This window comes from Phaeobacter cretensis (assembly GCF_047372505.1).
GTDB classification, from domain to species: domain Bacteria; phylum Pseudomonadota; class Alphaproteobacteria; order Rhodobacterales; family Rhodobacteraceae; genus Phaeobacter; species Phaeobacter cretensis.
Window position 1 is genome coordinate 3,508,430 of the sequence record NZ_JBKBEU010000001.1, and the last position, 15,258, is coordinate 3,523,687.

The window sequence follows — 15,258 nt, forward strand, 5'->3', positions numbered from 1 at the left end:
AAATTTCACGGTTGAATCTTCTGGGCCCGCGGCTATTTCCAGAGTTAATAATTGTTCAAGAAACTTTCGATATTGATTTATGTGTGGATTTTCAATGTATGGCCGAGGTTAACGATGTTCTTCAAACGTAGTGCGAAAAAGCAGCAAGATGAGTCGACGAAAGGGCAATCGATCCTTGATATGATCGATCGAACCCAAGCCATGATCCAATTCGAACCGAATGGAACAATCCTGGAGGCGAATGCCAATTTTCTGGGAGCTGTCGGATATGATCTTGATGAGATCGTAGGCAATCATCACTCCATGTTTGTGGATCCCGAGTATGCGCGTAGCGAAGAATATAAGGTTTTTTGGAAAGAACTTGCCTCAGGGAAGTTTTTCACAGATCAATTTCCCCGCATTTCTAAGGCCGGTGAAACGATTTGGATTCAAGCAACCTATGCGCCGGTGCTTGATGGAGAAGGCAAGACTGTACGCGTGATCAAGCTAGCAACAGACATCACCGCGCGCCAAAACAGTGTTGAAGATATCTCAAATGGCCTTGAGGCGCTAAGCCAAGGAGATCTGAGTTATCGGGTTCAGCCTTCCGACCTGGCTGATATGAAAGTGCTCTGCGCCGCATTCAACAAAGCACAAAATACACTGAACACAGCTGTTGAAACAGTGAAGTCAGTGGCGGAGGCGGTAGGAGGCACTGCAGCGGAGATCAGCCAATCCTCTGACGAGTTGTCGCATCGTACGGAAACGCAGGCCGCAACGCTGGAAGAAACAGCCGCTGCAATCGAAGAGTTGACGTCGACAGTGAGATCTGCGGCAGATGGCGCCCGCGAGGTTGAAGATATTGTCAGCAATGCCCGCACGACCGCCGAGGAAAGTGGCGAAGTCGTTAATAATGCCGTGACGGCGATGTCGCAGATTGAGGAGTCTTCGGGCAAAATCTCTCAGATTATCTCAGTCATTGATGACATTGCATTCCAGACCAATCTGCTGGCGCTTAACGCGGGGGTTGAAGCTGCCCGCGCTGGTGAGGCAGGGCGTGGCTTTGCAGTTGTGGCTTCTGAGGTTCGTGCTCTTGCTCAGCGTTCCTCCGATGCAGCAGGTGAGATCAAGCAGCTTATCACCGAAAGCTCACAATACGTTGGTAACGGCGTGGAACTAGTAAGTCGGGCGGGCGAAGAGCTGCAGAAGATCATTGGCAGTGTCAGCAATATTTCCGGTCACGTCAGTCAGATCGCGACTGGTGCCGCCGAGCAATCCGTGACCCTTGTTGAGATCAACACGGGCGTTAGTCAGCTGGATCAAGTGACCCAGCACAATGCCGCCATGGTGGAAGAGGCGACTGCTGCCAGCCAGACGTTGTCGAATGACGCCAACGAATTGACCCGCCAGATCTCGATCTTCAAAACGGCGTCCGGCAACCAGAACGTCGTTTCCTACTCCAACAATGGTGCTGGCGCGCAAAATTTCGGTATGCGTGCTTCCGGCTAAGATTGTTGGCGTCACGATGGAAAGGTCTGGCTGAGGCTTCGTCAGAAGTTCGGCTTGCCTGCCATCGCCAACATACCGACCAAGTGTAACCCTGGCCGCGTTCGTCGGCAACGCATCCTTAAAGTTTGCCGCCGTGCCGCTAAGGCACGTGCGGCAGTTTTGTTTATGGGCTAATGCACAGTCTGAGGGCAGTGCTAATAAAGCGAACGCAGGGGCTGTGACCATCTACCTAATTGGCCCAAGCCTGATCTGGATCAAAGGCCGGTACTGTTGTGCCGTGGTCAAAAGAGGCGACAAGAGATGATGTTGGCGGACCTATGACAGGCGTAACTACAATGATCCACCTTGCATCCAACCTTTGTTCCTTGATCGGAAGGAGCCTTGCAGGTGCTGCAGTAGTCACGGTTCTGGTTGGGGATTACGCATCTTTCAGGCAATTTCGATAGCAGCAGTTGTGGGCTTTTTACTAGGTTTTCAGTGTCCTATCTGCTCGTCCGAAGGCTCTACCAAGGCTGATCTGCTATTAAACGAGCATGTGCGAGAGTGTTCAGGCGTCAAAGAAGCTGCGGGCTGTTGCTACAAAAGCGCGGGGGTTCTCAGCATGGAGCCAATGACCACAATCTGGCAGCTTGGCAAAATGTGACTGACTAAACCGGGCTTTTATCAGTGGGCGATGTTCAGGCAGGACATAGTTGGACGCGGCGCCGGAGAGAAACAGGGTCGTGCCATCCCACTGGGCATCCGTTTCGGGGAAGCCCATAATCTTGGGCATATCTCGTTCCAGCGTATCCAAGTTGAGGCGCCAGCGTTTGTTGGGTAAGTCGAGGGATTGCGTAAAAAAGCTCCGTAGGGCTTTCTCGACACCCAACTCTGACAGTAGGCCCTCGGCGTCTGAGCGGCGCTCGACTTTGCTCAGCTCGACCTTGCGCATAGCGTGGATGAACTGGATTTGGCTGTGCTGGTAGGCGACCGGAGCGATATCAGCAACCAGCAGGCGGCGTACTGCTTGTGGATGATTAAGGGCCAGAGTCATCGCGGCCTTGCCGCCCATCGAATGGCCAATCATATCGACTGGCCCTCCGTGGTTTTCAATCACCTCTGCCAGATCATTGGCCAGGTCGAGGTAGCTATGGCTGTCGGTCCAGGGGCTATTGCCGTGGTTGCGCATATCGATGGCGATGACGTCTCGATCATCGCAGAGCCGCTTGGCGATGGCTCCCCAGTTGCGGGCAGAGCCATAGAGCCCATGCGCAATCATCAATGTAGGCTTATCTGTCGGGGCGCCATGGCGGATCGTGTTCAGCATGCCACTGTGATAACGCCCCGGCTGCAGGGTCGCCAGCCCCCTTTGCGCGGAGGATTGCCCTGTAGGTTTAAGTGGCGAGCTCCACCCATTGAGAGTACCGCCAAGCGCGGCTAATGTGCCCGCAGTTTCTTAGACGTTGGACATCTCATGGCAGATACACTCCTCAGCGATATCGAACAGGTTCAGGATCTGCTAAAAGACCGCGAACATGCTGGGGGCGATCTTGCCGCCGCCTTGAAACGGGCTCGACGGCGTTTGCCTCGGCGGATTTACCGGCAAGGCATGCTCTTGGCGGATGCGCAGCCCCTTTTGGCTCATCCGAAGCTATGCTTGACGTTGGATCAAGGTCCCTTGCAACGCGCTGCGCGCGAGGTGATCAAGCATCTAAAAGCGATTGATCTGGCTGATAGGCGTCGCGGGCGAGTGCTTGATGTTTTTGGGTCAATGGCGTTTTCACTGATCATCGTTGCTGTGCTATTGATAGTGGTATTGCGCTGGCGCGGTTTCGTGTAATCTCTCTTTCACTTTGCCGCCTGAGCCGGTATCTTGAACGTGGTTCAAGGTGGGGGTGCAGATGGCGAGTAAGGCTGAGATCCGTAAACAAGATTTGCGTGAGAAATTGGTAGCAGCCGCCGAGATCCGTATTCGTACGGATGGGGCGGCGGCATTGCGGGCACGAGATCTGGCTACAGATGCAGGCTGCGCCGTTGGTGCAATCTATAATGCCTTCGAAGATTTGAATGCCATAGTGATGTCTGTTAATGGGCGTACATTCCAGGCGTTAGGGCAGGCGGTTCGGCAGTCGCTCGTCGGTGCGGAAACCGCTGCGCCGACGGATCGATTGATCCTGATGAGCAACGCCTATCTCGGGTTTGCAGCCGACAATACAAGACTTTGGCGGGCGTTGTTCGATGTCAGGGCGCAGGAGACCGAGATTCCTGAATGGTATCGTGAGGCGTTAGAAGATCTGTTTGCCAATATTGCTACGCCTGTTGCAGAGCTTTTTCCCGAAAAAGCGCCGCAGGATCTGATGCTGATGGTGCGGGCGCTTTTCTCATCTGTGCATGGAATCGTGCTGCTCGGGCTGGAAAATCGCATTTCCGGGGTTCCGACCGATCAGATTGAGCACATGATTTCCGAGGTATTATCGCGCCTTACATAAAAACTTGAACACTGTTCATAATTTTACTTGAACGGCGTTCATAAGTTTTCTATACCAGATTTATGAACGTTGTTCAGATTTTGGAGGAAACCATGTTCGCCACGATTAAGACCCTGATCTTAGGCATTGATGCCCGCGCCGAAGACCGCTTAACGGATACCTATGCGATTGAACTGATCGATCAGAAGGTCCGCAGCAGCGAGTTAGATCTAACCCATGCGAAACAAGCGTTGGCTGGGTTGATCCAGAAATCCCGCATGGAGACACGGCAGCTGGATACAGTAACAGCGCGGATCGTTGATTTGGTTGAGCGGGCACGTGCAGCCCTCGCGGAAGACCGTCAGGATCTTGCGCAGACCGCAGCCACAGCTATTGCTGAATTAGAGAATGAGCAGGCGATGCGACGGCGGACTGTCGATATGCTGGAACAACGAGTTCTGCAGCTGCGCCAGTCGGTTGAGACCCGCCATCGCCGTCTAATCGACCTGAAACAAGGGGCTATCGCTGCTCAGGCGACCCGCAAGGCACAAGGTGCCCACACCGATATCATGCGGAATGGTGGCGCGGCGGATACGTTGGGCGAGGCGGAGGCGCTGATCAGGCGCGTGATGTCTGCTGAAGATCCGTTCGAGCAAAGCGAGATCCTCAAGGACATCGAAACCGGGCTGAGCCACGGTGCGGTCGCTGATGATCTGGCCGATGCTGGGTTCGGAGCCCCAACTCGCAGTACCGCTGCCGATGTGCTGGCGCGCTTGGCCACAAAAGACTGAGGTAATTGATAGCGACCGCCGTAGTTGGTGTGATGCTATCTTCTTATTCGATTTTTACACAAGACGATCAACTCGGAGAGATCTAATGACCACCGCACGCAACGATAACAATCTGATCATTACCCTTAACGTGGCCGGCGTGGCTGTAGCCTATGGGATGCTTGGTATTTCGCTCTGGCTCTCCACCGATGTGCCACTTGCCACCAAAGGGTTCTGGGGCATGGGTATCATGTTGCTGACGCTTAGCCTGATAAACGTTGTGAAGTATCGCTTTGACATTCGTTCCAGCGAAGACCGCATTCGCCGGATCGAAGATGCACGTAACGAGAAAATGCTGGAAGAAGCGCTGGCCGAGACCAAACCGCTATGATCCGGCAAACAACATTCTAGAAGGGCAAGCCTGCTAAGGCAGGAAACTGTCCAAAAGTAAAAGCCGCCGCGGGCTAGATGCCGCGGCGGCTTTAATACGTTTTCAGAAAGGCTTAGTGGTTCGGGTACAGCGGGAACCGTGCGCAGAGAGTAGATACTTTTTCGCGTACCGTAGCCTCGACTGCTGCATTGCCCTCTTCGCCATTCGCCGCAAGACCATCGACAACTTCGATGATCAGATCGGCGATTTCGCGGAATTCTACTTCGCCAAATCCACGGGTGGTGCCCGCGGGAGTACCCAGACGAATACCTGAGGTCACGGTTGGCTTCTCAGGGTCGAAGGGGATGCCGTTCTTATTCGTCGTGATGTGGGCACGACCAAGCGCCTTGTCCACGACATTGCCGGTCACGCCTTTGGGGCGCAGGTCAACCAGCATGACGTGGGTGTCTGTACCGCCAGTTACGATGTCCAGGCCGCCTTTGATCAGCTGATCAGACAGGGCAACGGCGTTGGCACGCACTTGCTGCTGGTAGGTTTTGAACTCGGGGCGCAATGCCTCACCAAAGGCAACCGCCTTGGCTGCGATCACATGCATCAACGGGCCGCCCTGAATGCCGGGGAAGATCGCCGAGTTGACCTTTTTTGCGATATCCGCGTCGTTGGTCAGGATCATGCCGCCGCGGGGGCCGCGCAGGGTCTTATGCGTGGTTGTTGTGGCAACATGCGCATAGGGGAACGGCGATGGGTGCTCTCCCGCGGCAACAAGACCGGCGAAGTGTGCCATGTCGACATGCAGATAAGCGCCAACCTTGTCGGCGATCTCGCGGAATCGGGCGAAATCAATAACGCGAGGGATGGCGGAACCACCTGCGATGATCAATTTGGGCTGGTGCTCAACCGCGAGGGCCTCGACCTGATCATAGTCGATCAGGCAGTCGTTTTCGCGTACGCCGTAATGGACTGCATTGAACCATTTGCCAGACTGGTTGGGGCGCGCGCCATGGGTCAGGTGACCTCCGGAGGCCAGATCCATACCCAGAATGGTATCGCCGGGTTTGATTAGTGCCTGAAACACACCTTGGTTCGCCTGCGAACCTGAGTTGGGTTGTACGTTGGCGAATTCGCAACCGAACAGCTGTTTGGCGCGGTCGATGGCCAGATTTTCCGCAACATCAACGTGTTGGCAACCGCCGTAGTAGCGACGGCCTGGATAGCCTTCAGCGTATTTATTTGTCAAAACAGTGCCCTGCGCTTCCATAACGGCGGCAGAAACGATGTTTTCTGATGCAATCAGCTCGATCTCGTCGCGCTGGCGCCCCAGCTCGTCTGAGATTGAACCGAACAGTTCGGGATCGCGATCGGCGAGGGATTGGGTGAAAAATCCGGGGTCGCGGGAGGTGGTCTCGGTCATGCTGCTGGCTCCATGAGTTGGCATTCCATTTGAGAGATTTCCTATCGGAAACACCTAGGCCCTGAAAGCCCGGAATGCGACGAAATCCCCGCTGAGAGCGGCAAGACTGGCAATCTTGGGAAAGCTGTGATTGTTTCGGAACGAATTGCGTAACACCGGAAACAGATTTGATGACCACGAGAATCGCCTTTCTGGCCAGCCGGGCTCCGGTGGCGCAGTCAGCACATGCCGCGATGGTGGCCAGGTATGGCAATGCGGCAAAAGAAGAGGCTGACGTGATTGTCGCCTTAGGCGGTGATGGCTTTATGCTGGATACACTGCATGACACCATTGATCTGGCGGCTCCGGTTTATGGCATGAACCGTGGCACTATCGGTTTCTTGATGAATGAGTATAGCGAAGTTGATCTGATCGCGCGGCTCATGGCTGCAGAGGAAGAGATCATCAATCCGCTGTCCATGGGCGCATTGGATATTGAGGGGCAAAGACATCGGGCGCTTGCCATCAACGAGGTGTCCCTGCTTCGGGCTGGTCCGCAAGCGGCCAAGCTGAAGATTTCGGTCGATGAACGACAGCGAATGGCGGAGCTGGTCTGTGACGGTGCGTTGGTCTCCACTCCTGCCGGCTCCACGGCCTATAACTATTCCGCCCATGGTCCAATCTTACCAATTGGCTCGGACGTCCTTGCGCTGACGGCCATTGCAGCCTTCCGCCCACGCCGCTGGCGCGGGGCTTTGCTGCCCAGCAACGCGACCGTGCGGTTTGATGTGCTGGAGCCTGAAAAGCGCCCAGTGATCGCGGCGGCGGATTCCGTTTCCTTTGCCAATGTCGTGCAAGTGGAAATTGCCACTCAGACCAAGATCCGCCACAAGATTTTGTTTGACCCTGGCCATGGCTTGGAAGAACGATTGATCTCCGAACAGTTCACCTGAGCGATGTAGGTCTCGATGTTCTCATCAATGTTTGTGATTGAAGACATCACAATTTTGTGCGATATTCGAACTTATCAAACGGCCGGTGCCAGCGATGACAGCCATAGGGCACAGCGTTTCCGATGAGTGGCGCAACGATCTACCGGGATGCCATCGGCCGCCTATTTAACATTTCGACCACTATTTGAGCTGTGCTGTTCATATGAGCCGTGCGAGTTTGGATCCACGAGGGGGCGAAACGCCGGGGCGATGGTTTCGCAATCCTTGTATGGTGTTTGTTGTAGACGAGTATCCGGTGGTATCGGAACATCCGGGGGTCGGCGCATACCGAGCCCCGGTTTTTTACGTCGAGGAAATTTGTGAACTTCAAAAGGCTGTCAGATTTCTATGCGGCTAAATTCTGCTGCGCATTTGCTCCCACAGTGGCTTACACATGCAGCCGATACGATCTTCAATAGCGATACAGGCATCCACGGCTAAATCTTCGCGCCATCGAGGAGCCGCGATCTGAACATTGATCGGCTGCGGCCCGGTGGGCAATTGTGCAAGACGGCTTGGGACCGAGGCTGCCGGGAGGCCAAGAAAGTTCATGGCATATGAGTAGAAAGCGCAACCCAATACTTCGTGCACTCCTGCAGCGCCTTCGGTGTCGCGGTCGGGTTTAAAAAATGGCTGAGGCAGGAATGGGGTCAGCACGAGCGGGAAACGTTGCATGAACAATGACCAGTCTCGCGCATATTGTGTGCGCTTGGCCATCATCTGCAGCAATTCCACCCCAGAAAACGGTGAAAATTCCTGAAAATACACTGCGAAGATATCGCGCACCGTTTGTGATCCCGCCGCATCTACATCGCCTTTCATCAGGGCGTAGACCTCGCCCATCAATGCGCGATACCCGGTGCGGCCTGCGTCGAAGACATCCGGTAGGGTGACCTCCTCAACGTGATAACCCGCATCAATCAGGGCTGCCCGTGCATCGTCAAGTGCGGCGTCGACCTCCGGATGGAGGGCATAGCCATATGTCTCCTTGCAGAAGGCGACGCGGACCGGTGTGGCCTGTGTCTTACCGTTCCAAGGCATAGGCACATGGAACGGGTCACGCGGATCAGCAGCGATCAGACTTGGCATCGCCAGATGGAGATCCCGTGCAGAGCGGGTTATTACCCCCTGCACAGACATATTCTGGGCCAATATGCCTCGTTCTACAGTCTGGCTTGGGTTCCAAGCCGGAACACGACCAAGACCGGGTTTCACGGTCACGGCGCCATTGGCGGCGGCGGGAAACCGGAGCGATCCGCCGATGTCATTGCCATGTGCGAATGCTCCGATACCGGCCATAACAGCCGCGCCGGCCCCGCCGGAGGACCCGCCGGGCGAGATATGTCTGCCCCATGGGTTATGTGTACGACCATGCAGCGGATTGTCGGTATCAGCGCGAAAAGAAAACTCGGGCGTATTGGTACGGCCGATCACGATGGCACCGGCATCCTGCAGATTTTTCACCACTGGGGCATCATCCGGAGCAATTAGATCCACCAGCGCGCTCACGCCGTTGGACGTGGCATGACCTGCTTGGTCAACGTTGATTTTGATTGTCACAGGTAGGCCGTGCAGCGGACCGCAGGGTTTCCCGTCAGTACGCGATTTGTCCAGCGCGCGAGCGCGAACAATTGCATCGTCGCTTAGATCCACGACGACGGCGTTCAGATCCGGATTTACCTGCGCCATTCGATCAATCGAAGCCTGTACCGCTGCTTCGGCAGTGATGTCACCAATTTTGGTGCTTTTGGCCAGTTCGACAGCGCTTAGTTGCCAGATATCGCTACTTTTCATTCGTATGTCTCCCTCGGCCAGAAGACTAGAGAGCGATGCGGGACATGCAAGGGGGCGGATATTGCAAAAAGAACCCCGCCACGAGGGCGGGGTATTGGTCGGAAAGGTATTTATTTGTGCATGGGTCAGATGTCGGAACGGTATGCGCTGCTACTGGGCGTAACCCATGCCCCGCAGTGCAACAGTGATTTCATCCAGAATGACAGGGTCATCAATGGTTGCGGGCATCTTCCAATCGGTGCCATCAGCGATGTTCACCATGGTGGCGCGCAGGATCTTGCCGGATCGCGTTTTGGGCAAACGGTCCACCACACAAGCCAGTTTGAAGGCTGCCACTGGGCCGATTTTTTCGCGCACCAGTTTGACGACCTGTGCGACAACCTCATTATGTGGTGTATCGCAGCCGGCATTGAGGCAGAGAAAACCAAGCGGCATCTGACCTTTGAGGCTATCGCCGACACCGATGACTGCGCATTCGGCGACATCTGGATGGCTTGAAAGCACTTCCTCCATTGCGCCGGTCGACAACCTGTGCCCGGCGACGTTGATGACATCATCGGTGCGCGCCATGATATAGAGATAGCCATCCTCGTCTTTCATGCCGGCATCACCAGTTTCATAGTAGCCGGGGAAGGCGGTGAGATAGCTTTTCTTAAACCGCTCTTCTGCATTCCAAAGGGTTGGTAACGTGCCCGGTGGTAGCGGTAGTTTTACAGCAATCGCTCCAAGCTTGCCGTTCGCGACGGGATGGCCGCCTTCGTCGAGGATATCAACCGTGTAGCCGGGCATTGGCACCGCCGGGGAGCCCAATTTTGTTGGCAACTCTTCGATACCCAGAGGGTTAGCTGCGATGGGCCAGCCGGTTTCGGTCTGCCACCAGTGATCGACTATAGGAACCTTCAGTTGATCCTGTGCCCATGCAATCGTATCTGGATCGGCACGCTCGCCTGCAAGATAGACCTGCTTGAGGCAGGACAGATCGTATTCCTGGACAAACTCTCCTTTGGGATCCTCGCGTTTCACTGCGCGGAAAGCAGTAGGCGCAGTAAAGAAGCTCTTGACGTTGTGTTCGGAGATCACCCGCCAGAAGGTGCCTGCATCCGGTGTGCCGATGGGCTTGCCCTCAAACACGATGGTAGTATTGCCATGGATCAGGGGTGCGTAGCAGATATAGCTGTGACCCACGATCCACCCGACGTCCGAAGCCGCCCAGAAGACATCGCCGGGATCGACATTGTAGATGTTCTTCATTGTCCAGTTAAGCGCGACCAGATGGCCTGCGGTGGGGCGTATCACGCCCTTTGGCTGACCTGTGGTGCCGGAGGTATAGAGGATATAAGCCGGATGCGTGCCCTCGACCGGCACACATTCGGCGGGTTCTACACCATATTGGAAGCCGTGCCAGTTTACATCCCGGCCTTCGATCAATTCGGCGACGTCCTGTTCGCGCTGGAAAATCACGCAGAAGTCTGGCTTGTGGGTCGCCAGTTCGATGGCACCGTCCAGCAACGGCTTGTAGTGCACGGTGCGACCTGGTTCTAACCCGCAAGAGGCGGCGATGATCGCCTTGGGCGTGGCATCGTCAATTCGGACTGCCAGCTCATTGGCCGCGAAACCACCGAAGACAACCGAATGCACCGCGCCAAGACGGGTACAGGCAAGCATGGCCTCGATGGCTTCGGGGATCATCGGCATGTAGATAATGACGCGGTCACCTTTCTCCACGCCTTTGGCGCGTAAAGCCCCGGCCAGAGTGGCGACGCGATTGCGAAGCTCGAGGTAGGAGATCTCACGTTTGGTGTGGGTGATCGGACTGTCATAGATGATTGCAGTCTGCTCACCCCGGCCAGCCTCGACATGACGATCCACGGCATTGTAGCAGGTATTCACACGTGCATCAGAAAACCATTCAAAGAGCCCGTCTCCATTGTCGGTCAAGGCTTTGGTTGGTTCGCTATCCCAGCTGATGCCGTTGGCGGCTTCCATCCAGAACTGTTCTGGATTGGATTTCCAGCTCTCATAGACCTCTGAGTACGACATGCGGTTCCTCCTCACTCATCCCTGGGAGTGAGTTAGGCGTATGGATCGCCGTCGGGCAAGCACCCTGGGCTACGTAGGGTCAGATTAGCGCAAAAAATTTGCAGTTTTTGCGAAATCAGTGTTGCAAAGTTTTGCAAATGGAGTGGTTTCGCCGAGTTAACAGCAATGTGCCGTTGGGTTTGCAAAGTCGTAGTGAGAATTGACGATAGGCGTACCCATCCCGAAAGACGGACAGGCGCGCTGATTCTAAGTGGAGCACCTGTGTTGTTTTGTCTTCGTGCAAAAGATGGCACGACGGGCAGGTGAAGCGTCAACTGTAGTGGGCGACCGGCGTCCCTGCAATAGCGGCCATATTCAGCAACCCACGTGCGGTGATTGAGGGGGAGACGATATGAGCCCGATTGCCCATACCCATCAGGATTGGGCCGACTTCTAGCCCGCCTGCACGCATCTTCAGAATGTTACGGACGCCGCTGGCGGCATCTGCATGGGCGAAGATCAATACGTTGGCTTCCCCCTCTAACCGAGAATTTGGGAAGATCCGTGCGCGCAGCTCAGGATCCAGCGCGGTGTCGATGTTCATCTCGCCCTCATAGATGAAATCGCGCGGTGTCTCGTCCAGAATCTGCATAGCGGCCCGCAACCGTGTGCCGGAATCGCAGCTTGTATTGCCAAATTGCGATTGTGAGCAGAGCGCGATTTTCGGCTCAAGACCAAAGCGGCGGACGTGGCGCGCTGCCCCCAGGACGGTCTGAGCGATCTGTTCGGGGGTGGGCTCAATCCTCACGTGGGTATCGCCGATGAACAGGGGCCCGTCCTCAAGAATTACCAGAGACAGAGCGCCGTGCGGTTCATAGGTGTCGCCGCCCAGCACCTGGTTCACATAGTCCATGTGCCAGCGATATTCGCCAAAGGTACCGCAGATCATACTGTCCGCATCACCTCGTTGAACCATAATCGCACCGATGGCGGTTGTGTTGGTCCGCATGATGGCCTTTGCCAAATCCGGCGTGACGCCCTCGCGCTGCATCAAGCGATGATAGCTGGTCCAGTAATCGTAGTATCGCGGATCGTTCTCCGGGTTCACAATCTGGAAGTCAGTACCGGGTCGAATGCGAAGTCCCAGCCGCTCGCAGCGGGTCTCGATAACCTCGGGGCGTCCGATCAGGATAGGCGTCTCGGTGGTTTCCTCGAGTATGCCCTGCGCGGTCCGCAGCACACGCTCATCCTCACCTTCCGTGAAAACAATGCGGCGGGACGAAGCTTTGGCAGCCTCAAAGACGGGCTTCATCAGCAAGGCAGACTTGAAGACTGTTTGGTTTAGCTTTGCCCTATAGGCGACCAAATCCTCAATAGGGCGCTGGGCCACGCCGCTATCCATGGCAGCCTTCGCCACGGCGGAGGAGACAACCCCCACCAAGCGTGGGTCAAAGGGTTTGGGAATAAGGTAGTCCGCTCCAAATGTCAGCTGCTCGCCTTGGTAAGCAGCTGCTGCCTCTGCGGATGTGGTCATGCGCGCCATTTCTGCTATCCCCTCGACACAGGCAATCTGCATCTCGTCGTTGATTTCCGTCGCACCGACATCAAGCGCCCCGCGAAAGATGAAGGGAAAGCAGAGAACGTTGTTGACCTGATTAGGGAAGTCGCTGCGCCCGGTAGCGATGATCGCGTCCGGGGACACTTCGCGCGCAGCATCGGGCAGTATTTCGGGATTTGGATTGGCGAGCGCAAAGATGATGGGGCGGTCGGTCATCCTGGCGACCATTTCGGGCTTCAGCACATTAGGACCGGAGAGGCCCAGGAACATATCTGCATCGCCGATGACCTGATCCAAGGTGCGCAGGTCAGTCTTTTGGGCAAAGGCTGCCTTATGCGGATTCATGTCCTCGGCGCGGCCTTCATAGACCAAACCGTGCAGGTCACACAGCCAGATATTCTCACGTTTTACGCCTAGTTTTACCAGCATGTTCAAGCAGGCAATCCCCGCTGCGCCACCACCGGTCGAGACAATCTTGATGTCTTCAAATTGTTTTCCGGCCACATGGAGCGCATTTTTGGCGGCAGCCCCTACGACAATAGCTGTCCCGTGCTGGTCGTCATGAAAAACAGGGATATTCATCCGCTCGCGGCAGATCTTCTCTACGATGAAGCAGTCTGGCGCTTTGATATCCTCAAGATTGATGGCACCAAATGTCGGCTCAAGTGAGCAAACGATGTTGGCAAGCTTTTCCGGGTCGCTTTCGTTCACCTCGATGTCAAAACAGTCAATACTGGCGAATTTCTTGAAGAGGACGGCCTTGCCTTCCATAACCGGTTTCGACGCCAACGCGCCAATGTTGCCGAGCCCCAAAACCGCGGTGCCGTTGGTGACGACCGCGACCAAATTCCCGCGCGCGGTGTATTTGGCGGCATCTGCGGGATCAGTTTTGATCTCGAGACAGGCCTCTGCAACACCTGGTGAATAGGCTCGGGCCAAATCCCGGCCGTTGGCCATCGGCTTGGTCGCGCGAATTTCCAGCTTACCCGGATTGGGATAGGCATGATAGTGCAGCGCAGCGTCGCGCAGAGTTTGGGTGTCGGACTTCGGGTTCTTGGTCATCGGGCGCTCCAGGGACTCTCCAGGGAATATAGTTTAGTGTTAAACGACTTTTGACGTCAGGGAAACAGGCTATTCGCGGCAAGGTCGTGTCAGCCTTATCAGCAAAACCTTGAACCCAAGCACGCTTCGTTTCAGTGTGTGGTCAAAGACGATAGGGGAGCGAAGAATGGTCGAAACGATTGCGGAGCTGCGGCTGCCAACGCAGGAGTTGCGGGACGACATCCCGTTTTATACCAAGACGCTGGGGATGAAGTTGGATTCGATCTATCCGGCAGATGATCCGGCGATTGGTGTGTTCTCAGGCCACGGTCTGCGTTTGCGGATTGAGCGCGGTGCAGAGGAAGCCCCAGGCACCATTCGCATTCTGACTGATGATCCGGCGGGTTTTGCAGATGGGGTGCTCAGACTGATGGCGCCCAATGGTACGCGGATTGAGATCGAAGAACGCAATCCGCCACTGGTTATGCCGCAGACGGTGCATAGCTTTGTCGTGCGTCGACTGAAGGATCAGGCCCCCTGGATTATTGGCCGTGCCGGGATGCACTACCGTGATCTGGTGCCGGATCGCCTAGGCGGATCTATTATTGCCAGCCATATTCGTATCCCGGATGGCGGTCCTGTCCCGGACATGGTGCACTTCCACAAAGTCGGTTTCCAGCTGATCTTCTGCATCCATGGTTGGGTGGATGTCGTTTATGAGGATCAGGGCGACAAGATGCGCCTCACTGCAGGGGACTGCTTCATTCAACCGCCTGAAATTCGTCATCGCGTGTTAGAGGCGAGCGACAATGTGCAGGTGATTGAAATCGGTGTCCCGGCCGAGCATGTGACCGAGATCGACCATGAGATGGTTCTGCCAACTGGAAAGATTGACCGGGAGCGGGAATGGCAGGGTCAACGGTTTGTCTATAACATCGCCAAAGATGCGGAGTGGATCCCGTTCCGTCTGCCGGGATATATCTGCCGCGATACCACGATTGCAGAAAACACTAAAGCTGTGGCTGGGGTACAGGTTGTTCGCCGCGGCGATGGTGAACCGCGGTGGGCGGCCCATGACACGGATATCCACTTCACCTTTGTCATGAATGGTACCGTGACGCTAGAAGGCGAAGGGCGTGAGCCATACCAACTGGAGCAGGGGGATGCTTTTGTTATCCCACCGGGTATGAAAACCCGGCTTAGCGTGCCATCCGATGATATGGAATTGCTTGAGGTTACCTTACCCGGTGTTTTCAATACCAAGCTGTATTGAACAGACGTCTGAGGAATAGGGCAGGCGATGACTGCATTGGTTGCTTGATATGATACTGTCGATCAAGCGGTGACGAAGGGGGCTTTCGCTCGCGC

The 15,258-nt window shown here is 55.4% G+C and carries 12 protein-coding genes; 7 read left to right on the top strand and 5 right to left on the bottom strand.

The window, feature by feature from the left end; all coding sequences use genetic code 11:
• Positions 1-114: 114 nt before the first annotated feature.
• Positions 115-1,488 (top strand): methyl-accepting chemotaxis protein, encoded by a 1,374-nt coding sequence (locus ACEWZM_RS16630; protein WP_414007495.1) that lies wholly within the window; start codon positions 115-117, stop codon positions 1,486-1,488.
• A 547-nt stretch (positions 1,489-2,035) separates the two neighbouring features.
• Here ACEWZM_RS16630 and ACEWZM_RS16635 read toward each other — a convergent pair.
• Positions 2,036-2,794 carry an alpha/beta fold hydrolase gene (locus ACEWZM_RS16635; RefSeq protein ID WP_414007496.1) on the bottom strand — a complete coding sequence of 253 codons (759 nt, stop codon included), beginning with the start codon at positions 2,792-2,794 and terminating at the stop codon, positions 2,036-2,038.
• Between the two features lie 147 nt (positions 2,795-2,941).
• On the opposite strand from ACEWZM_RS16635, the gene ACEWZM_RS16640 reads away from it, so the two are divergent.
• From ACEWZM_RS16640 to ACEWZM_RS16655, 4 genes are all read left to right on the top strand, one after another.
• Entirely contained in the window at positions 2,942-3,307 is a 366-nt protein-coding gene (locus ACEWZM_RS16640; protein WP_414007497.1) for a hypothetical protein, read from the top strand.
• Between the two features lie 61 nt (positions 3,308-3,368).
• Positions 3,369-3,956, top strand: coding sequence for a TetR/AcrR family transcriptional regulator (locus ACEWZM_RS16645; protein WP_414007498.1), 588 nt, complete (start codon positions 3,369-3,371; stop codon positions 3,954-3,956).
• A gap of 92 nt (positions 3,957-4,048) precedes the next feature.
• Complete coding sequence (locus ACEWZM_RS16650) at positions 4,049-4,726, top strand: PspA/IM30 family protein (protein WP_414007499.1); 678 nt, start codon at positions 4,049-4,051, stop codon at positions 4,724-4,726.
• Between the two features lie 85 nt (positions 4,727-4,811).
• Positions 4,812-5,096, top strand: a complete 285-nt coding sequence (locus ACEWZM_RS16655) for a YiaA/YiaB family inner membrane protein (RefSeq protein WP_414007500.1) — start codon at positions 4,812-4,814, stop codon at positions 5,094-5,096.
• A 112-nt stretch (positions 5,097-5,208) separates the two neighbouring features.
• Here ACEWZM_RS16655 and glyA read toward each other — a convergent pair whose 3' ends face one another.
• Positions 5,209-6,507, bottom strand: a complete 1,299-nt coding sequence (gene glyA / locus ACEWZM_RS16660) for a serine hydroxymethyltransferase (RefSeq protein WP_414007501.1) — start codon at positions 6,505-6,507, stop codon at positions 5,209-5,211.
• A gap of 170 nt (positions 6,508-6,677) precedes the next feature.
• Between glyA and ACEWZM_RS16665 the strand changes: the two genes are divergently transcribed.
• Entirely contained in the window at positions 6,678-7,439 is a 762-nt protein-coding gene (locus tag ACEWZM_RS16665; RefSeq protein ID WP_414007502.1) for an NAD kinase, read from the top strand.
• A 393-nt stretch (positions 7,440-7,832) separates the two neighbouring features.
• Here the strand turns inward: ACEWZM_RS16665 and ACEWZM_RS16670 are convergent, their stop codons facing one another.
• The 3 genes from ACEWZM_RS16670 to ACEWZM_RS16680 form a co-directional block, all read right to left on the bottom strand.
• Positions 7,833-9,272 (bottom strand): amidase family protein, encoded by a 1,440-nt coding sequence (locus tag ACEWZM_RS16670; RefSeq protein ID WP_414007503.1) that lies wholly within the window; start codon positions 9,270-9,272, stop codon positions 7,833-7,835.
• 150 nt (positions 9,273-9,422) lie between these two features.
• Entirely contained in the window at positions 9,423-11,312 is a 1,890-nt protein-coding gene (gene prpE / locus ACEWZM_RS16675; protein ID WP_414007504.1) for a propionate-CoA ligase PrpE, read from the bottom strand.
• Between the two features lie 310 nt (positions 11,313-11,622).
• Positions 11,623-13,911: an NADP-dependent malic enzyme gene (locus tag ACEWZM_RS16680; RefSeq protein WP_414007505.1), complete on the bottom strand. Its 2,289-nt coding sequence runs from the start codon at positions 13,909-13,911 to the stop codon at positions 11,623-11,625.
• A gap of 166 nt (positions 13,912-14,077) precedes the next feature.
• Between ACEWZM_RS16680 and ACEWZM_RS16685 the strand changes: the two genes are divergently transcribed.
• Positions 14,078-15,163, top strand: a complete 1,086-nt coding sequence (locus ACEWZM_RS16685; protein ID WP_414007506.1) for a cupin domain-containing protein — start codon at positions 14,078-14,080, stop codon at positions 15,161-15,163.
• The last annotated feature ends 95 nt before the right edge of the window (positions 15,164-15,258 follow it).